The 17324-nt window shown below is 41.8% G+C and carries 30 protein-coding genes; 23 read left to right on the top strand and 7 right to left on the bottom strand.

Annotation, left to right across the window (positions count from 1 at the left end; translation table 11 throughout):
• Positions 1-189: 189 nt before the first annotated feature.
• The 5 genes from ABFC84_16470 to ABFC84_16490 form a co-directional block, all read right to left on the bottom strand.
• Positions 190-1188 (bottom strand): RelA/SpoT domain-containing protein, encoded by a 999-nt coding sequence (locus tag ABFC84_16470; protein MEN6414333.1) that lies wholly within the window; start codon positions 1186-1188, stop codon positions 190-192.
• Positions 1189-1201: 13 nt separating this feature from the next.
• A complete protein-coding gene (locus ABFC84_16475) occupies positions 1202-2269 on the bottom strand; it encodes a nucleoid-associated protein (protein MEN6414334.1) in 1068 nt (355 codons plus the stop codon).
• 84 nt (positions 2270-2353) lie between these two features.
• On the bottom strand, positions 2354-2650 hold the full coding sequence (locus ABFC84_16480; GenBank protein ID MEN6414335.1) for a hypothetical protein: 297 nt from the start codon (positions 2648-2650) through the stop codon (positions 2354-2356).
• Positions 2651-2685: 35 nt separating this feature from the next.
• On the bottom strand, positions 2686-2970 hold the full coding sequence (locus ABFC84_16485) for a hypothetical protein (GenBank protein MEN6414336.1): 285 nt from the start codon (positions 2968-2970) through the stop codon (positions 2686-2688).
• A 416-nt stretch (positions 2971-3386) separates the two neighbouring features.
• Complete coding sequence (locus tag ABFC84_16490) at positions 3387-3767, bottom strand: helix-turn-helix transcriptional regulator (GenBank protein MEN6414337.1); 381 nt, start codon at positions 3765-3767, stop codon at positions 3387-3389.
• Positions 3768-3934: 167 nt separating this feature from the next.
• Between ABFC84_16490 and ABFC84_16495 the strand changes: the two genes are divergently transcribed.
• The 21 genes from ABFC84_16495 to ABFC84_16595 all read left to right on the top strand — a co-directional run bounded on the left by ABFC84_16495 (position 3935) and on the right by ABFC84_16595 (position 14755).
• A complete protein-coding gene (locus tag ABFC84_16495) occupies positions 3935-4177 on the top strand; it encodes a helix-turn-helix transcriptional regulator (GenBank protein ID MEN6414338.1) in 243 nt (80 codons plus the stop codon).
• A complete protein-coding gene (locus ABFC84_16500; protein ID MEN6414339.1) occupies positions 4144-4563 on the top strand; it encodes a hypothetical protein in 420 nt (139 codons plus the stop codon). The genes ABFC84_16495 and ABFC84_16500 overlap by 34 nt, the downstream gene beginning before the upstream one ends.
• 225 nt (positions 4564-4788) lie before the next feature.
• Complete coding sequence (locus ABFC84_16505) at positions 4789-5094, top strand: hypothetical protein (GenBank protein MEN6414340.1); 306 nt, start codon at positions 4789-4791, stop codon at positions 5092-5094.
• 245 nt (positions 5095-5339) lie between these two features.
• Complete coding sequence (locus ABFC84_16510) at positions 5340-5465, top strand: hypothetical protein (protein MEN6414341.1); 126 nt, start codon at positions 5340-5342, stop codon at positions 5463-5465.
• 220 nt (positions 5466-5685) lie between these two features.
• The gene (locus tag ABFC84_16515; protein MEN6414342.1) at positions 5686-6024 is read left to right on the top strand and encodes a LysM peptidoglycan-binding domain-containing protein; all 339 of its coding nucleotides are present in this window, start codon (positions 5686-5688) and stop codon (positions 6022-6024) included.
• A gap of 90 nt (positions 6025-6114) precedes the next feature.
• Entirely contained in the window at positions 6115-6429 is a 315-nt protein-coding gene (locus ABFC84_16520) for a helix-turn-helix transcriptional regulator (protein ID MEN6414343.1), read from the top strand.
• 74 nt (positions 6430-6503) lie between these two features.
• Positions 6504-6731 (top strand): hypothetical protein, encoded by a 228-nt coding sequence (locus ABFC84_16525; GenBank protein MEN6414344.1) that lies wholly within the window; start codon positions 6504-6506, stop codon positions 6729-6731.
• Positions 6676-6921, top strand: coding sequence for a hypothetical protein (locus ABFC84_16530; GenBank protein MEN6414345.1), 246 nt, complete (start codon positions 6676-6678; stop codon positions 6919-6921). Before ABFC84_16525 ends, ABFC84_16530 begins: the two co-directional genes overlap by 56 nt.
• Positions 6922-7053: 132 nt before the next feature.
• A complete protein-coding gene (locus ABFC84_16535; GenBank protein ID MEN6414346.1) occupies positions 7054-7245 on the top strand; it encodes a hypothetical protein in 192 nt (63 codons plus the stop codon).
• Positions 7232-8221, top strand: a complete 990-nt coding sequence (locus tag ABFC84_16540; protein MEN6414347.1) for a hypothetical protein — start codon at positions 7232-7234, stop codon at positions 8219-8221. Before ABFC84_16535 ends, ABFC84_16540 begins: the two co-directional genes overlap by 14 nt.
• Entirely contained in the window at positions 8221-8871 is a 651-nt protein-coding gene (locus tag ABFC84_16545) for a hypothetical protein (GenBank protein MEN6414348.1), read from the top strand. Before ABFC84_16540 ends, ABFC84_16545 begins: the two co-directional genes overlap by 1 nt.
• 40 nt (positions 8872-8911) lie before the next feature.
• Complete coding sequence (locus ABFC84_16550) at positions 8912-9055, top strand: hypothetical protein (protein MEN6414349.1); 144 nt, start codon at positions 8912-8914, stop codon at positions 9053-9055.
• The gene (locus tag ABFC84_16555) at positions 9048-9299 is read left to right on the top strand and encodes a hypothetical protein (protein ID MEN6414350.1); all 252 of its coding nucleotides are present in this window, start codon (positions 9048-9050) and stop codon (positions 9297-9299) included. Before ABFC84_16550 ends, ABFC84_16555 begins: the two co-directional genes overlap by 8 nt.
• A 1-nt stretch (position 9300) precedes the next feature.
• Complete coding sequence (locus ABFC84_16560) at positions 9301-11103, top strand: ATP-dependent helicase (protein ID MEN6414351.1); 1803 nt, start codon at positions 9301-9303, stop codon at positions 11101-11103.
• Between the two features lies 1 nt (position 11104).
• Entirely contained in the window at positions 11105-11575 is a 471-nt protein-coding gene (locus tag ABFC84_16565) for a hypothetical protein (GenBank protein MEN6414352.1), read from the top strand.
• Between the two features lie 30 nt (positions 11576-11605).
• A complete protein-coding gene (locus tag ABFC84_16570) occupies positions 11606-11827 on the top strand; it encodes a DUF6011 domain-containing protein (GenBank protein MEN6414353.1) in 222 nt (73 codons plus the stop codon).
• 68 nt (positions 11828-11895) lie between these two features.
• Entirely contained in the window at positions 11896-12225 is a 330-nt protein-coding gene (locus tag ABFC84_16575; protein MEN6414354.1) for a hypothetical protein, read from the top strand.
• Complete coding sequence (locus tag ABFC84_16580; GenBank protein MEN6414355.1) at positions 12218-12943, top strand: hypothetical protein; 726 nt, start codon at positions 12218-12220, stop codon at positions 12941-12943. Before ABFC84_16575 ends, ABFC84_16580 begins: the two co-directional genes overlap by 8 nt.
• Positions 12944-12993: 50 nt before the next feature.
• Positions 12994-13968 carry a phage Gp37/Gp68 family protein gene (locus ABFC84_16585; protein ID MEN6414356.1) on the top strand — a complete coding sequence of 325 codons (975 nt, stop codon included), beginning with the start codon at positions 12994-12996 and terminating at the stop codon, positions 13966-13968.
• A gap of 12 nt (positions 13969-13980) precedes the next feature.
• Complete coding sequence (locus ABFC84_16590; protein ID MEN6414357.1) at positions 13981-14415, top strand: hypothetical protein; 435 nt, start codon at positions 13981-13983, stop codon at positions 14413-14415.
• A gap of 7 nt (positions 14416-14422) precedes the next feature.
• Positions 14423-14755, top strand: a complete 333-nt coding sequence (locus ABFC84_16595) for a hypothetical protein (GenBank protein MEN6414358.1) — start codon at positions 14423-14425, stop codon at positions 14753-14755.
• A 55-nt stretch (positions 14756-14810) separates the two neighbouring features.
• On the opposite strand, the gene ABFC84_16600 is transcribed toward ABFC84_16595, so the two are convergent.
• A complete protein-coding gene (locus ABFC84_16600; GenBank protein ID MEN6414359.1) occupies positions 14811-15203 on the bottom strand; it encodes a PepSY domain-containing protein in 393 nt (130 codons plus the stop codon).
• 508 nt (positions 15204-15711) lie between these two features.
• On the opposite strand from ABFC84_16600, the gene ABFC84_16605 reads away from it, so the two are divergent.
• Positions 15712-16068, top strand: coding sequence for a hypothetical protein (locus ABFC84_16605; GenBank protein MEN6414360.1), 357 nt, complete (start codon positions 15712-15714; stop codon positions 16066-16068).
• Positions 16069-16300: 232 nt separating this feature from the next.
• On the opposite strand, the gene ABFC84_16610 is transcribed toward ABFC84_16605, so the two are convergent.
• On the bottom strand, positions 16301-16537 hold the full coding sequence (locus tag ABFC84_16610; GenBank protein MEN6414361.1) for a DUF2164 family protein: 237 nt from the start codon (positions 16535-16537) through the stop codon (positions 16301-16303).
• Positions 16538-16981: 444 nt separating this feature from the next.
• Here ABFC84_16610 and ABFC84_16615 point away from each other — a divergent pair, with 444 nt between their 5' ends.
• Complete coding sequence (locus ABFC84_16615) at positions 16982-17131, top strand: hypothetical protein (protein ID MEN6414362.1); 150 nt, start codon at positions 16982-16984, stop codon at positions 17129-17131.
• Positions 17132-17324 lie beyond the last annotated feature (193 nt).

A 17324-nucleotide genomic window follows, 5' to 3' on the forward strand; every position in this document is an offset into this window, starting at 1 on the left:
CTGGTCTGTCCAAAAATTTACCGGATATCCCGTCGTCAATATATTCTATAATGTTTGTAATTCCCTTGTTGAGCAGAAAGGCTTTACAGGAAGCTATTTGATCGTCAAGGCTATAGCCTGTTTTCGCCTGGTCCTCTGTCGATACACGGGCGTAAATAGCAGCGTTTAGCATAATATTACCTCTAAAATTTAAGTATAAGTGGAATGAAGCGGAGAAAATCCTCTATCCGAAAGAAGTGGCTGTAATAACGAATCAACCAGGGGCCAACCTCTCTGTAAAGTTGCATTTTTGCGTTCTATTAAATAATAGACAAGCAAAACAGCAGGTTGCCGATATATCCATGATAAGTTATAGTTTCTCGTTATTAGTATTTCAAATTCTGACTGCTTTTGCTGTAAAAAATCCTTTACTTCTTCGAATTCAACATTGCTAAGCATGGGAAGCAATTGATCAATTAGAAATGTGTTGGCATTTGGATCAAATTTTTCCCGATATTCCAATGGATAATATTGGATGCAAAATTCGGCCCATTTTTCATGCTCTGAACTTTTCTCTGCTATTTTCTCCATTGCCTCCAAGAAAAAGTGGTCAGCTGACTCAACTAAGGCCATGCTTCGTGCCATGCATCGCTTTACTTGTGAATCAGCTTTAACTTGTGATTTGTAGGTTGTGTCATGCGACATCTCAGCATATGCATGCTGGAGCAACGTTCTAATTTGTATCTCACAAGGTGTATTAGGAGAAATTTTTTCATTCCGATATTCCACTTGGGTTATGTTATAAACAACGTAGTGTACAGATTCATAGGTAAAAAGTTCAGGAGATTTTTCTCTTTCATCTTCGAAGTCTCTATCTTTCGACGCTTTCCATAATACTCCGTCCTGATCTTCAATGATTTTTTTGATTATATCTATATCAGTAGTAAGTAATACAACAAAACGGACGCCAACTTTGTCAGTGATGTCTTCGTAGGGAGAGGTATAATCCTTTCCTCGATGAAAAGCTTTAGCAATAAGCGAATCAACTTCTTTAATACGAGGTTTACCCAATGGAATCTTTAAAAATAAATCTATATTTTTAACTCTATCTTTCAAAATATTGAATATGGAGTCTTGGACAAAGTACCCCCATGAACGAAAAACAGGTATTTCTCCGATATAACGGTTTCGAAATTCTGTTTCATCCATAGCGGAGCCCTCCTTAAGAATCTTGGCTAGTAATACGTCCTTTTATTTTTAGTGACGTATAATCTGTTACTTCATTATAACTTTCCATGACCAATAAATCATCTGTATTTTGGCCGGAAGCAGGAGATGGAAAACTTATTTTTACACCAGTATTAAACTTCATTCGTCGAATTTTTAGTTTTCTATTAATACGCGAGATATCTTTTGATATTGCTATTAGTGGTAATTTATCCTGTGTTAATCGAGAAGTATATTGATCGATTATTTCTGGATCTTCAAAATAAGTATTCGCAAAATGCTGACCGTTTATTACCGCTGACTGGTCAGACTTTAAATATGTATGTAATGAATTTACTAATTCAATCTTTTTCTCATCAGTAAAATTTGAATTATTTACAATAAAATCTTTAGTTGAAGAATAAAAGGTTTCGGTTTGGTGTGCTGCATTCACTAATTGTTTACATCCTAAAAAGGTTTGATAAAAATAATTAGCAAGGCAGACAGTTCCGTTATGAACTGCATTTTGATCAAACACATAGATTGATAAGTCATTCGGATTAATGGGAGAATTAGTATTATCTCTAACAAAAAAACCAATTTTATAAAGCCTTTGAGCATTCGTTAAAAAGAGATTAGATAAAAAATCTACTTGGTTAACATCTTGAATATGAAATCCGGTTTCACCTTCAGCCTTAATTAAAGCAATAAATTGTTGCTGAGAAGCGCCTGTCCTGCCAGAAAGGGAAACTAGAATTCCTTCTGGAATTCGATTATTTGATTGAGATTGAAATAGCTTTTGTGCCAAGGAAATGGTTTTAGAAATAAAGGTTTCATCAGAAGAATTTTCCATAATGCTAATTACCTGTGTAACGGATGAAACATCGGTAGTATCATTAACCTGCATCTCTAGGCAATTAGATCCTTTTCCCATGACATCAGTAACCCTTCTAGTTAGTGCCGCCAGAGCTTCACCATCCAAGTGAATAATCTCATGACTAAAAATAGGAGCAGCTCCTGCAAGTGAATTTGGCACTTGATGGATGATTGTTTTATCAATGGACATCATAGCTAAATCAATCATAATTTAACACTCTCCCTTAATGATATTATTGCAGGTTAAAAATAAAAAGACACAGCTTGTCCAATTCTGCTGTGTCTTTTAGTATTACTTAGCTTTTTTAAGTGCGGCTACTTCTGATTCGGTTTGCAGTTGTCTCATGGCAAGAATATTAATGGATTCTCCTTGAACGGCTTGAGTAGAAGCTATTTTGTCAATTTTTTTATCCGCTAATTGCAGTATGCTAATGACATCTTTATCGATTTTTGCATCTAGTTTGGTAATATCAGCTTTTGTAGCCATATTCGATTCGACATTTGACAGCCTTTTGTCTATGCCAGATAATTGTTCTTCCACGCCAGAAAACTTTTTTAAGAGCAGTTCTAATAATTCACGGTCAGTCATTTTATTCCACCTTCCCGATGCTTGATAGCGTACTCTTACTTTGCCCGGCGTTTATTCGATTTGGTTTTATCCAGGACAGATATTTGAATATCATGCATTCCAACTTTGGTTTCAATACGGTTAAGTTGTTCCGTATGACGGTCGAGAATTTCAGCGTTTTGATGATAGCCGTCAAGGAGAGCAGTAAGCGAGGTACCGTGGTTGTTTTCGATACGGGCAAGGGATTGTTTAACTTCCCTAAGTTCTTCTTTGGTGCTCATTTCGTTACGAATGGATTTCAATTCATTTAAAACAAGTGCCTGGAATTCTTCATTGGTCATAAGCTCACTTCCTTAATAACCAGCTATTCTTTAAAAAATCTTCAACGTAATATTGTTCTAGGTCATAAAAATGCGAAAGCAGCTCGACCGCGAATTTATCAGCTTCATCTTCTTTGTGGCTGTTGGGTAGAAGGTTCTACCTGCTATGCTATAGCTTGTATACTGGGGATGAAGGAGAATGTGAGCGATTTCATGGGCGACCACTGCTTTGATTTGCCATTCTTCGGTCAATCTATTATTTATAGCAATATACTTTCTGCGAAGTATGCGCTTCCAAAATCCATTTACTTGGCTTGGAGTTTTACAGTATATAATTCTTATTTTAAGAGTTGTGGCAATAGAGATAGGATCGTTAGTGTCATATCTTTTTATAAGGTTGCGCACACGTAAAGGAATATTATACATGGAATCATCCCTTATTTCTTGCGCTTGTTTTGTTCTTTAGCATCCCAATACATCAGTTCAATAATTTTTGCTATTTTTTCTTTGTCCGCTGGCGAGGCTATTTCACCATTAAGAGTATAATCTTCCTGCTCAAGGATTCTTAATAAGTCCTTGGGTTTTTTCTTTTGGGGTGGATTGCTAGGCGTGGGATTGTTTGATTGTGCCAGTATATAATCTGTCGATACACTAAAATATTTTGCCATCTTTTTTAAAGTTGTTTGACTAGGCTGCTTTTTATTTGATTCGTAATAGGCTATAGTGCTTTGACTAAGATTAAGTTTAGCTCCTAATTCTTGCTGTGATAGTTTTGATTCTTCACGTAATGTTTTTAGGCGTTCTCCGAACGTAGACACAATACAACGCACCTCACTTATGACTATATTTTACAATATTACTATCGGTCATAATAGCATATATGACCGATGGATATATTTTTTTGAAAAACGATTGACATTATGACTAGCAGTCATAATAATAAAACTATAGAACATGACTGGTGGTCATAGCAGGAGGCGGTGAAATGAAAAATCAAAGATTGATTGATAAAAGAAGCGAGTTGGGATTAACTCAAATCAAACTTTCTGAAATAGTAGGTATTTCGCAAAGTATGCTGGCTCGTATTGAATCTGGTTGCAGAGAACCGAGCAAAGAAACAAAAATTGAAATTGCCTGTTATTTTGGGGTTACTGTTGAGTGGCTTTTTTATGAAGATTTTTATGACTCAAAGTCATGCAAGCAATCCAACCCCAAGCCGGCAGCATAGGAGGGTATGGTGGAATATTAAAGGTCGTAAGAATATTAGATGAATTTCGCATTATTGTAAATTACGGCAGTAACAGCGGGGCAAAAGTTGGTCAAAAGATGATGGTTATTCAGAGCCATGAAACTATTTATGATCCGGAAACACATGCTGACTTGGGCAATATTTCGATCAATAAAGCCATTATTGCCATCAAAGAAGTTTATCCTCTTTTCTGTGTATGCGTAAACGGGGAGGAACAAAATCCATTTTTGATGTCAAGACGATTGAATGTTGATATTGGAGAGATATCCTTTGGTCCACCATCAACAATTCAAATTAACGTTAACAAAATTACTCAAAGAAAAAAGAATATCTCAAGCGGAATTGCACCGGCGCTCCGGTATTAGTGAATCTTTCATTTCGGAGTTATGCGCCGGTAAAAAACAGCCAACGGTTACGACAGCAAAAAAGCTGGCTGCAGGTCTTGAGGTAACAATTTCTCAACTGTTGGATGATAGATCATAGTACCGGCATGCGGCGGACGGGGTAATCAGTATCAGGGATGCTGGAGATTTATTCATCGAAAAGGCTACTCTCCGAACCATAAGCCGACAGCGTAGGAGGTGATAGGGGTGACTAAAATAACAAAGATCGATAAACCCAAAAACGAAGGTGTGCTATATGATGCTTTGTTTCAAGAATCAATTCAAGGAAATCTGTTATGGGTAAGGGTTATTGTGCAAAAGCCACCTTCCGGTATAGGGGAATATTCTTCTATTGCAAATTCTGTTGCTTTGGAGCTAACTGGTGAAAAAATGACACTAAAAGAAGAAATTAATAACAGTTTAGCCGTGATTGGAGCAATGCTAACCGAAGACCTTACAGACCAATTGATCCAGCAACCCACTTCAGAAGAAATCCAGCAATCTGGCCGGTAATCCAAGAATGTTTTTGCATAGTATCACTAAAACGACTTAAGTATCCTTTTGATATTGGAATGTTGTGATCTTCAATAATTTTCAATTGATTGCGAAGCTCATCAAGTTCTTTTCTTTCTTCTGAGCCTTCCACGATGATAAAAGTCCTGCCAAGTTATAATTGTTGCCGGATATTCCCCGATTTAAAAAAGATTGTGTTCAAGCGGACAACCAGTATCAGCATATCTTATACGGGAGGGGTGAGGATGTTAACCGAAGATTCGTATTGTCCTCCGTTATCAGAGGCTGCGGAGGAAGCGATGGCAAAGGCAATTGCTGAAATAATAATCGCCAGAATGGAAGCTGCAAATGCATCTGAAAAGGCCGAGTAAAATCGGCTGATCAAATTTTGGACAAACGGAGGGGTGAGCACAGGATAAGATGGTCCGGGTTTGCGCTGATACTTACAACTGTAGAAAATCGTTTATAAGGAAGGTGTTTGTTTGATAGGACTTTGGATGGCGATAGGCCATGGCGGGTTTGAGGCAGGGGCATTGCTTTTAGCAGTATTTTTATTACTCCAGCTTTGCGAGATGAAGGGTGGAACGCACAATGACACTCCGTGAGCATATCCGGCAAAGAGACCGGCAGCGTCGAATTGTAACGCTTGTTGTGATGATATCCTGTTTGGCTGTTCTTACGGTATTTACTTGTGGCAATGCGGCACCCAAGGGACAGCTGATGACTGAGACTTATACTGTGGTGGCAGGCGATACACTCTGGGATATAGCCGGGAAGTATATGCAGAAAAACACTTACGCGCCACGGGAAATCCGCGAATTTTACCAGGGAATCATTGAGTTGAATTATGATTCGGTGTTCTCTGACAGGCAGCCGGGCGATATTCGGACGGGTGACCGATTGCAGATTAATTATTGGATAAAAAATTGAGCCTGCCCGTGAGCAGCGGACAGGCCGGAAAGGGTGAGGAGTAAGGAAATCCTCTTAGGTACATTATCGCACTGAAAGGGGGTGAAGAAGTTGCCCGAGCTGGCTAAATACAAGCCATTTATGGCGGCTCGAAGGATTAAAGTTATTTATCTGGCGTTGCGGGAGTTTCGGGGATGGAGTAGAGAAAAGGCTTCGATGCTTACGGCTATGAGCCCCAAAACGATTGAACGTATTGATAAAGGCAAGGACCCGACAAAAGACCAGGTAAAGATGATGGACAAGGTTTACGGCTGCCAGGGAGAATTGATCGACTACTGGTTAGGACGGCTAAAGCTTAGCTGCCAAGTGTTAAGGAAATCATTTGGGAGAAAAGAAAAATCGCCTGTGTTAGCGCACAGACGATAAGTAAAGCAATATAAAAAAATCTTCTACCGCCATTGTACCACGCCGGTGCAATGGCGGTCAATCGGAGGCGGCAGATGGACCAAGAATATCAGCAGGGTTTTACCGATGCATCCCAGGTCAGAATCGAGTCCAAGACGCCGCAGGAAATGTTGCTAAATATTAAAATTGCCCGGTCCATAGGAAACGCCTACTGGACCGGGTACGCCGATAGGATGACAGAGATTTATTTTGAAAGGTGGGGTGAACATGGTAAGTGCTTTGACGGAAAAATACCGGAAGTTAATGGAGCAGCGAGTCAATGAATATATTCGGGCCAGGGAAGAAGCTGAGCAGCAGCCATACGACAAAGTATCAACGGAAACACTGATTGCTGTTGAAAAAGAATACGAATCTGATGGCGCGCACGGCAATATCGCGGCTTTAGCGCATGCACATGTGATATCAACAATACTTTGGACTCGGGGAGAACGGGTCAAGGATGTAGTGGCGTGAATACCGTTTGCGAGAAGTGCGGAGCGCAGGGGATTATAACCTTCGATTCCCGGCTGGTGGCAGTATTTAAGTGCCCGAAATGCGGGCATAGATGGTCCACGTTAAAACCAAAACAAGGAGGCAAATAGCGCTATGAATCTTGACAGATTTGCCTATGGCCTGCCGGATTTACAAGATGAGCCGTTGCTTGGTATTTGCGCTCATTGCGGTAGATTTCTGTACGAAGAAGCCCTTCATGAAGACGGAGAGGTATTTTGTGATGAGCAATGCTATACGGAATGGCTAGAAAGAAAAGAGAGGGATGAACTATATGGCAATGCCTGAAAAGAAAGTGGCTACGTTAAATGATTTACCGGCTGAAAAGCAGCTGGAACTACTGAAAAGACAGAGCATTTCCTTCCTGGGTGACGGGCAAGTATTTGTAAAAAAAACCACTGATGGTTTTGTGAGGGCAGTTAAAGCGCCGGTTGTTTTAGAAGAATCGAACAGTGAGTTGGCCGTTATTCAAAACAAGACAATGGTAACGGCAAAGGGATTTTATCATGCGAATCAAATTGCTGGACTGTCGATTATAACCCCCGAAAAGTTGACTCTGCCGGATGGACAAGTTGTCGTAAATCCTTACCCGATGGTTGACCCGGAAAGCCAAACACTGCGGAAAATATGGGTAAAAAAGATGGCTATCGGTTACAGCCCGACCGGTGTCCTGGTGGTAACATCGGCAACACTTCTGTACGACATCAATATGTATTTCATTCAAGACTTGGTAAAGAAAGTAACATATAATGCCGCTGCCGGTCGGGTTTGCATGGAAAACACGCTGACGGATGATGAAAAGAAAAAAGGCATTTTCTATAAGATTGACGGCGCTATGGGTGTATGGGCGGACATGACCAATAAAGACGTGCTAAAAGCGGTTGATACCTTTGTGAACAAGAAGCAATTTGCCGAAAGGAACGCGCAGACCATTGCCGAACGGGTTGCACTGCAAAAGCATCCTGCTATGGCACATATTGCTTACATCGAGCCGGTAGGCAGCGAGAAGCATCATCAAGCGAAAGTTATAATTTATGGCTTCGTTCCGGATTTTTCGCAAAAGCAGTTATTGGATATCGCGGATCAGGCCGAGCGCGGCGAGGAAATTGTAGTAAACGGTAAAAAAGCGGAAGTGATTGAAACGGTTGGCACAGCATCCACCGATGATATGACGGTTGATGTTGACGATGAAGAAAAAGAGGCGCAAGCAGAACCTTCCCACGGACCGGTAAAAACCGATTTGTTTGGAGGTGAAAAGTTCTAATGCTGAAAGAGATTGCTTTTTCAAACTTCAAGGGACAAACCGGGGCGCAGCCGCTAAACGGAATGGACATATTTATTGGCCGGAACGGTTCCGGTAAAACGACCCGTATTATCAATATGCAAAAGGCTGTTTTGGAAAATCGTGCAGCTGGGTATAAAGCCGATTGCTTGAAGCTCATCTTTGAAGCACTGGGAGCTAAGGGTATTCAGGGGGAATTGGTTAAAGAAATTTTAGAGCCGATTCGTGCGGAAATCGGCGGCAACCTTAAACTGATGGGCTTTACTCATGAACCGTTTTTCCAGACAGAAAGCGATACCGGCAAAGAAATCTTTCAGTTTGGCTGGATAAACGAAAAAGGCCATAGTGTTAACTTCGATGCACTTTCAACTGGACAGCAGACGGTATTCCTGGCCGCCATGATGCTGACGATTATTGACCGGGCGCAGCCTACACTTCGCGTATTGGTAATGGATGACCTGAACCATCTTGATAGAAACAACTTTCAGATGCTGATAGATGGCCTGAGTAAAGTAAAAGGCAAGCTGGATAACATTATTCTGGCCGGCGCCATTGAATTCAACTTCGCGGCCGATGGCTGGAATGTATATGATTTGAGCGCTGAACCGGAAGAAGTGAAGCAGAGTGCCTAAAAAGATTGGTAGTTTTTATGACAGCCGCGGGATGTTGTTTGTGGATTGTGCAGAATGCGAACGTGGCGGCAATGGTAACGACAAAGACAAATGTTCCTCTGGCTGGCAAAACAAGCGCTGCGGCAAGGACGGCTGCTTTTGCGGAGCGCTGATTCCTGGCGTGGAGGCGAAGAAGAATGCCTAACCTTCTTGAAGGACTTAATGATAATAAGAGGCAGGCTGTAACTTCCGATTCAACACTTGTAAAGAGATACCGATTTTCTGTTAGTACCGGAATGCCTGATAGTGAAATTAACGAGATTGTTACTGTAAGCGGTAATACTTCTGATAGGGAACTTGAAAAAATGTTTGACGGCTGGGTACAAGATCAACTAATAGTTGAATGCCGCTTTTTGGAAGAAATAAGTACTACTAAGGCGGGTGATTAATTTGCCTATTCTTCTTGACGGCCTCAATGAAAATCAACGGAAAGCAGTAACGTCAACCGCTCCCGTTATCCTTTGCCTGGCCGGTGCTGGCTCAGGCAAGACCACCGTCCTGACCCGCAGAATCGCCCATTTGCATCAAGAATACCGCATTGGCACTGTTAACATGCTGGCCTTAACCTTCACCCGCCTGGCGGGAAAAGAAATGAAAGAGCGCATTATGCGGCTGATCGGCGAGAACCAGGGGAAAAAGTTATTCGTCAATACCTTTCACGCCTTTGCGGTTGCTGTGCTTCGCCGGTGGTGTTACAAGCTTGGGATTGAAGAGAACTTCACTATTTACGACCAGGAAGATCGGGAAGCAATACTGCAGATTATTATTGAGGAATTCGGCAGTCGGGTTACATTGAAAAAAGTTCTGGATAGGCAAGCAAACTGCAGCGATTACCGGGAAGAACAAAAAAAATACCCGGAAGAGTGCCGGGTACTCATTGAATACGGTTACCGCTGCAAGCAGAATAACGCCGTTGACTTGGACAGGCTGATTGATTTAGTTGTACGGCTGTGGCAATTACACCCGGATGTATTGCAAGAGTATCAGCAAAATTACACCCATGTTTTCATTGATGAATTCCAGGACACCAACGATGAGCAAATGGCCATGATCGAGTTATTACATCCGCAACACATATTTTTCGTCGGCGACGATTTTCAGAGCATATATGGCTGGCGCGGTTCAAGGGTTGAGTTCATCATTGATCTTCCTAAATACCGGCCAGACTGCGAAGTTATTAAACTGGAAGACAATTACCGGTCTACCGAGCAGATTGTTGCGGCTGCTAATCGGCTAATCAAGCACAACGTAAACCAGACGGAAAAGAAGCTGGTTGCTCACAAAACGGGGATTGAGGTTGTAACTTATCAGGCCAAAGACAGCGGGGAGGAAGCCGCCAATATTGCCGCACTGATGAAACCATTGGTTAATAATCCAGCAGCAGCGATTTCTCCGAAAGATATAGCGGTACTGGCAAGGACAAATAACCAAATTGATAATATCAAATATATTCTTGAAGATGCTAGAATACCGGTCCTCCGTGTATCCGGTAAAGATGATCCGTTTAAAGCACCGGCGGTCAGGCCAATTATGAACTGGTTGTATTTCCTGCATAATCGGAAAAATAATGTATCCTTTAAAAAATGCGCTAGACAGTCTGGTGTAACCGGGCTACAAATTGCAGCATTAGAAATTAATGCGATCCAGCAAGATATGTCCATGTACGATGCCGGTAAGAACTTTGGTATTGATGGGGTTTATCAATTTATCCGGCTATGGGAAGAGCAAGAATCTACCGGCAGGCCGTCGCATGAATTCCAGTTGCTGAAAGAATTGCTGCAAATTAATGACCATCCTGATATTGACAAGGCACTTCACATGATTGCAGTTTGGGAAGCGTCAAAAATGGAACTGGGAGAGAATTGCCTGATACAAGCATTTCTGAAATTCCTCCGGTACCGGGATATTCAAGAAAAACTGATTGAGCAAAAGGATGCAGTTAAGCTAATGACGGTACACGCGTCCAAAGGGCTTGAGTTTGACACAGTGTTTGTGGCTGGGATGAATCAAGGAATATTCCCATCAAAGCGGGGAGATATCGAAGAAGAACGACGCCTATTCTATGTAGCGGTAACCAGGGCGAAAAATCGGTTATATATCACATGGCCGGATATGGCCCCGGATTGGAGAGGATCACCGGTTAAGGCAAAGTGTAGTCAATTTATAAACGAAATGGGAGTAGGGGGAGAATAACATGCAAGTTATTACTGAAGAAGACAAACTTCAAGATCAATGGTACGAGGAAGCTAAAAAACAAACCGTAGAAACGCTACCGGGTTTTATTAAAAAATTAACTACCGAATATCAGCATGATTATGGCACGATATGTCATGCAATAGCGGCGGCCGCCGTTGGTGCGGCTTGGGCTGTTGATCATTCAGAACAAGGCGGTATAACCGGTTTTCAAGCAAGTTGTATTAACTGGGAATTCTTAAAACAGTGGGGCAGAATTACACCGCCGGCAAGAATTTTGAGTTACAAAGAAATGCTCTATCCGCAAAAAGAGTATGTATTTACAACAATTTCTAAGGAGACTTGGGACTGGCTTCAAAAAACTGCGAAAGAGTATTTAGCTAGTAAAACAGAAGCCCACCCGAATGTAATAGCCCACTGGGAATCAATAGCCAATGGCAAAATACCGTTTGGTTTTTCTATTGAAGAATAACATTGGATAAGATTATAAATTTCATGTTTGATGATGCTTTTAACAAATGTGGTGATTAACATGCGCTGCAAACGCTGCGGACGAGCCTTAAAAGATTCAGTCTCTATTGAGCACGGATATGGGCCGGTATGCTATGAAAAGCGGTACAAGGGATTTAAGTACCAAACAGAACTACGGTTTAACCCGCTACTGGTGGGAACGGCAAGAGAGCAGCATGACATTATCGATAAGCTGCTAAAAGAAAAAATCTAGGGTAACGGGCAGACTAATCAAAAATAGCCTGCCCCAAACCCTAAATAATTATGAAGGAGAGGATTTACATGCCAATGGAAATACCGGTTTCCCTATCTACTATATGCGGTGGAGCGCTAGAAGAACAGTTCCAGCAAGTATATCCCGCGGTAATTGCTCAGTTGCGCGGAGGAAACAAAGGGTCTGTCTCCATCACGATTGATTTTAAAAAGGTGCCGGATACGACTACTATGGTTTCCACGTCATACAAATTGACGCCTAAGTTCCCAGCCAGTGGCAAGGCAAGTATTTGCCAGTTAACAGACAAGTTCGGACTTAAGACGGAACCGCCGGCAGAAAAGCCTAAAGTAATTGGTTTATTTGATAAAAAAGTTGAGGGAGGAAACAGCAATGAGTAATCAAGAGAAAACAATCAACGTAACTCCGAATGGGGACACCTTAATCATTCGGGAAGGACGGGCTCCGGAGGTATTCCGGTATGATGGATTTCGATATAACGCCAATTCCACACCGGCGCTAATTGAGCTGGTTAAAAGCAAGTCGGTGAAACCGCATTGCGTGGTTGCCTACAATGAGAATGGGTTTCAAGCAATTCTTAATGATAAAGTCGTGGATCGTGAACAGGACCGCATTACCTATATATTTAAAAAATCGCAGCAATACAAGGAGTGGAAAAAAATTCTGGAAGATGGATCGGTGTTCACTCAGAAACAATTCCTTGACTTCCTGCGCCGCCGTGAAGAGGGTGAGATTAACGCGATTGATTCACTAATCGCCAATATTCAAGGTTTCAAATATGTGACTAATATTTCCGGTGACTTCACCTTTGATGATCGAAATAATTATACCTTCGCTATCAAGGTTGGGGATTCCGAGACTACTGTCAAGTTGCCTCAGTACCTGGTTGCCAACATTGAAATCTACAATGAATCAGGATTTACCCAGGAAATTGAACTTGAGCTTGAAGTGGAAAAGCCGAAAGCAGAAGGAGAAAAACCACTTTTCGCTCTGCATTGTCCGAAGCTTCCGAGGTATCTGCAGCTGGCTGTTGATTATGAAATCGACAGGGTGAAGAAAGAGCTTGACGGTTATCTGATTGTTGCCGGTGATATTTAATGAAACAGGGGCCGGTAATACGGCCCCTTATTTTTAATGGCGGTGAGAATATGGGTAAATCAAAAATAGAGTGGTGTGACCGTACATGGTCGCCTGTTACTGGTTGCACGAAGGTTAGCCCTGGGTGCCAAAATTGCTATGCGGAACGAATGAGTAAGCGGTTTGGCGAAAAGTGGGGGCTTCCAAAGGATGATCCGTTTAAAGTGACAGTACACCATGATAGGTTGGATCAGCCACTTCATTGGACAAAGCCGAGTAAAATATTTGTTTGCAGTATGGCTGATTTGTTCCATGATGATGTTTCGTTCAATTTTATCCATGAGATATGGGATATTATGAAAGCTTGTCCACAGCATACCTTTCTTATCTTGACTAAAAGGCCGAAAAAAATGAAAGAAACGCTTGAACGTATATATAGTTTAGAACGGCTAGGATGGGCAAAAGGTTTTTGGAATCACGTTTGGCTAGGCGTAACCGCCGAGAACCAAGAGCAGGCCGACAAGCGGATACCGATACTGCTGCAAATTCCGGCAGCAAAACGGTTTGTAAGCGTGGAGCCTATGCTGGGGACGGTGAATTTGAACCGATATATTATGCCATCGCAAAAGGCCAAAGGAACCCTATTTAATGCTCCAATAGAGCTTTCGGGAAAAGATCTTGCGGATTTAGTTGGCTTCCATTCGCTTGACTGGATCATCTGCGGTGGTGAGAGCGGTCCGGGCGCGCGGCCTGTGCATCCTGATTGGGTACGGAGCCTGCGGGATCAGTGCAAAATGTCCGGAACGGCATTCCTGTTTAAGCAATGGGGTGAGTGGGCACAAGTTGGCGAATGCGGCAATGAATCTGATGATGCTGAGTTTTATAACAAACATAATACACAACGTATTAATCATAATGGCGGCATGGGATATCACGGTGCAGGATCTATTTACGTTCAGCATATCGGCAAAAAGAAAGCTGGTCGCTTACTTGACGGACAATTATGGGATGAATACCCGGGGTGTGAAAGCAATAATGACTTGTAAGTGGGTGAGGAAATGCCAAGGAAGCGTGAAATTAAACCCGGATTTTTTAAAAATGAAGAATTAGGTGACATAGAACCTCTTGCTAGGTTGTTTTTTGCTGGCTTATGGTGTTGGGCTGATAGAATGGGTAGGTTTGAAGATAGGCCAAAAAAATTAAAAGCAGACATTCTTCCTTATGATGATTGTAATGGAGAAAGTTTAATGCAGCAATTAGCGGATCACGGTTTTGTCATTCGCTATAAGGTGAACGGTATTGCATACGGTCAAATTGTTCATTTTAAAAAACACCAAAATCCGCATCCCGCTGAAGCCAAAAGTGTCATTCCTTCACCAGATAACTTGCAAGTACCCGATGAGCAACCTGAAAGCAACCTGCAAGTAAGTTGCAATGAAGTTGATAATAACCTGCAAGTACCCGATGAGCAACCTGAAAAAAATCCTATGTGAAGTTTTTATGCGGGTAGTTAAGGTTTATGTTTGTCCGGTGTGCCAGGGAAGATATGATTCACGGGAAGAAGCTGAAAAATGCCGCTCAAAGCACCAAATTCAAGAGCTTGAAATCTGTTGTTGCGAGACGTGTGGCGCCGGTTGGTATGTTAATCATTGGGGAGTTGGCGGGGCTGTCAAGCTTGCAAAAGAGTGCGAACAGCAGCACAAAGTGGACGGTACCGAAGCTGAAACGGCAACACGCACATTCTTTTTGAGTGGTGGAGCTTTCGGCCATGTAAGATGTATTAAGAGTAAAAATATGGAATTTAATCAAAGTAAGCAGGCTATGAAAAGTTAAGCCTCGCGCACGGAAAGGGAAGCAACTTAAACAAAGGGTGAGGATGGTAAAAAATCTATTTTCGACTTATTCGTATTCGCAGCCAGGTAAGATATATTCCTGTTAATGTCAGGATGATAATCCCGATTGCTAAAAGATCAATCAACCATGATAAATTGATATTGCCGATTCGCCCTTGATGTAGCCCTTTAGCAAAACCGAAGATATTAAAAGTGGTTTGTGCAGGCTTTTCACTGATATTTAAAGTGGCTGGTTGCCTACTTCTGTCTTGAAGGGTTGATTTTTCATCACCTACTTGACTTCGTTCTACTCCTTGATGTGGAGTTCCTTTAGATTGGCCTGCAAGCCAAGGCTCCGCCAGAATAAGACCAGATATTGCTTCTGCAAGTAAAAAGAGTGCTAAGACGAGGCCTATCCATTGATGTATCTTTTGAACAGTAATATACAAAATTTTTCACCTCTGAGACTACTTTGCACATTTAAGAAGAATTTTATCCCAAGGCCAGCATAAGCCGGCCTAATATGGATTGAAAAGAGGAAGTACTTCATGTGCAATATTAGTATTGACCGGTTGGTTTAAATTTAAATAAATTAAAAGGGCCACCGAAGTGGCCCGAATGAAAGGAATGCTTCCTCTGTGGGAAGAAAGCAATTTAATTATACCATATTAGGACAAATTATGACATATTTCAACAAAAACCATAAGGGCACCGAAGCGGCCTTATGAGTAGAGTACTCCCATGGAGGACGGAAGCGGTAATAGCATAACCATGTGAGGGATTATTATGCAAGAGGGGCACCTCAAATAAAAATAAGGCTGGTATAAACCAGCCTAAAATGAAGGCTGTTTCCTGTATGGATCAGGAAACAATCTTATCATACCACAATTGAAAATGAATTTGGTTTACATAAATTCGATATACAAAAAGTCAAAAATTGTGGAGGGGTGGACAGCCATGACACACGCTGAAATTATTGCCGGATTGGAATCACTCATCGCCGATAGAAAGAGTTTTCTTCATGACGACGGCGACGGGACGGATGATATTTTTAGGCATGATATACAAGTCTTAGAAGCTGCGAAAGAAGCAGAACAAGAGAATAGGTGTTTGGAGCAGCAGCTTGTTGCAGCGCAGGAAATGATCATAGGCTTGCTTGATGATGCGGACGAGTGCCCGGAAGACTGCGGCGGCAGAAAGTGGTGCATTGGCCGGGATGGCAGGGAGCGGGTAATACGTTGTGCCTCGGCGCTGCGCGTGTACTGGCGCAAAGAAGCAAGTTTAAAGCTTGCAGCTGGCGGTGACGGCAAATGAGCCTAAAAGCCTACATCGTAACCGAATGCGGCCAGGCAGCGGTTGTTTTTGCCGGTAGTCGCAACTCAGCCCTGAACCGATAGTAGGATAGCAAAACACCTTAAACAAAATAACAAGGCCAGCAACGAAGCTGACCTTGTTCATAGGGAAAGGAGAAGGTTAACACCTCGTTAGTATTACCCGGAGTTCGGGATTTATACAGGAGGGGCGAGGTTTAGTCTGAGTATGTAGATTAGTTAAGTGGTGGGGTTTTAATTCCAAGGAGGCGCTTTAATTGTTGTTGTATGTTATAACAGGTTTCAGAAGCAATTTGATTGTAGACACCGTATTCAACTTTACTCAATATGAAATCAAGTAGCTTGAATGCCTCTGCTTCACTCAATTCTGCATTGAATTCTGTTAGGACGAATGCTTGTATTTCCTTAATTAATATGTTTTGTTCTCGAATATCTAATTTAATTTTATCCAATTTTTACTCCAAAACGAACATTTTGATTATTGTACCATGAAACAATTTGATTTGTTTTTGATATTTATAGCGCAGCAATTGCATTGCTCTCGCAAACTGAACAGTGACAAATAAAAAAAGCCACCTTTCGGCAGAAAGATGGGGAGGAGTTTGTTTATGTGAGCGCCGCATCCAATAATCCAAGAAGTCGTGTCTAAACGGAAATCCCAGACAATAAGGTGCGGCTCTCAATAATAGTATAAGTGATAAAAATAATTAATATGACCGGGTATTTTTACAAGGAGGCAATCAGCCGTGGGCGAGCCTGATAATAATAAAACCCAGCCGGGTGGGCAACGGCTGGGTCATTAAAGAGGATAGGCATGCCAATTGGATACCCAATTATAATATATTCAGTGATAAGTGGTTATGTGAAATAGATTAAAGAGAAATAGAGGTGTTATCATGGGGCGACCAACAGCCAAACAGATTGAATTTGCAACGGAGTTGCTGCAGCAACTGGGGTATGATCCGGATGATTACGATTTTAGCAGCATGGACTTTCAGGAAGTGTCCAAGCTGATAGACGAATTGAAAGATGAGAGGGGATATTGAGGCGATTTTTGCAACAAATTAATTAATACCGTGTAATTATGGCTTCACGTAAATAACATAAATCTAAGGAGGGGATAATTATGTCGAATGATTTTGAAAAAACTGTTGAGGTTGTTGGTCATCACTTATGTCACCATATAAGTACAAGTAAAACTGCTCAACAAATTGCCTCTGGAACTGCTGTCGTTGTAGG

This window comes from Veillonellales bacterium (assembly GCA_039680175.1).
Taxonomy (GTDB): domain Bacteria; phylum Bacillota; class Negativicutes; order JAAYSF01; family JAAYSF01; genus JBDKTO01.

Coding starts and splice junctions, on each gene's coding strand:
- ABFC84_16470 (MEN6414333.1), bottom strand. CDS start 1,188: ATGGATGAAACAGAATTTCGAAACCGTTATATCGGAGAAATACCTGTT.
- ABFC84_16525 (MEN6414344.1), top strand. CDS start 6,504: ATGGACCAAGAATATCAGCAGGGTTTTACCGATGCATCCCAGGTCAGA.
- ABFC84_16565 (MEN6414352.1), top strand. CDS start 11,105: ATGCAAGTTATTACTGAAGAAGACAAACTTCAAGATCAATGGTACGAG.
- ABFC84_16580 (MEN6414355.1), top strand. CDS start 12,218: ATGAGTAATCAAGAGAAAACAATCAACGTAACTCCGAATGGGGACACC.
- ABFC84_16500 (MEN6414339.1), top strand. CDS start 4,144: ATGCAAGCAATCCAACCCCAAGCCGGCAGCATAGGAGGGTATGGTGGA.
- ABFC84_16605 (MEN6414360.1), top strand. CDS start 15,712: ATGACACACGCTGAAATTATTGCCGGATTGGAATCACTCATCGCCGAT.
- ABFC84_16590 (MEN6414357.1), top strand. CDS start 13,981: ATGCCAAGGAAGCGTGAAATTAAACCCGGATTTTTTAAAAATGAAGAA.
- ABFC84_16495 (MEN6414338.1), top strand. CDS start 3,935: ATGAAAAATCAAAGATTGATTGATAAAAGAAGCGAGTTGGGATTAACT.
- ABFC84_16555 (MEN6414350.1), top strand. CDS start 9,048: ATGCCTAACCTTCTTGAAGGACTTAATGATAATAAGAGGCAGGCTGTA.
- ABFC84_16545 (MEN6414348.1), top strand. CDS start 8,221: ATGCTGAAAGAGATTGCTTTTTCAAACTTCAAGGGACAAACCGGGGCG.
- ABFC84_16530 (MEN6414345.1), top strand. CDS start 6,676: ATGGTAAGTGCTTTGACGGAAAAATACCGGAAGTTAATGGAGCAGCGA.
- ABFC84_16585 (MEN6414356.1), top strand. CDS start 12,994: ATGGGTAAATCAAAAATAGAGTGGTGTGACCGTACATGGTCGCCTGTT.
- ABFC84_16595 (MEN6414358.1), top strand. CDS start 14,423: ATGCGGGTAGTTAAGGTTTATGTTTGTCCGGTGTGCCAGGGAAGATAT.
- ABFC84_16570 (MEN6414353.1), top strand. CDS start 11,606: ATGATGCTTTTAACAAATGTGGTGATTAACATGCGCTGCAAACGCTGC.
- ABFC84_16515 (MEN6414342.1), top strand. CDS start 5,686: ATGACACTCCGTGAGCATATCCGGCAAAGAGACCGGCAGCGTCGAATT.
- ABFC84_16475 (MEN6414334.1), bottom strand. CDS start 2,269: ATGATTGATTTAGCTATGATGTCCATTGATAAAACAATCATCCATCAA.
- ABFC84_16615 (MEN6414362.1), top strand. CDS start 16,982: ATGGGGCGACCAACAGCCAAACAGATTGAATTTGCAACGGAGTTGCTG.
- ABFC84_16575 (MEN6414354.1), top strand. CDS start 11,896: ATGCCAATGGAAATACCGGTTTCCCTATCTACTATATGCGGTGGAGCG.
- ABFC84_16480 (MEN6414335.1), bottom strand. CDS start 2,650: ATGACTGACCGTGAATTATTAGAACTGCTCTTAAAAAAGTTTTCTGGC.
- ABFC84_16540 (MEN6414347.1), top strand. CDS start 7,232: ATGGCAATGCCTGAAAAGAAAGTGGCTACGTTAAATGATTTACCGGCT.
- ABFC84_16535 (MEN6414346.1), top strand. CDS start 7,054: ATGAATCTTGACAGATTTGCCTATGGCCTGCCGGATTTACAAGATGAG.
- ABFC84_16510 (MEN6414341.1), top strand. CDS start 5,340: ATGTTAACCGAAGATTCGTATTGTCCTCCGTTATCAGAGGCTGCGGAG.
- ABFC84_16485 (MEN6414336.1), bottom strand. CDS start 2,970: ATGACCAATGAAGAATTCCAGGCACTTGTTTTAAATGAATTGAAATCC.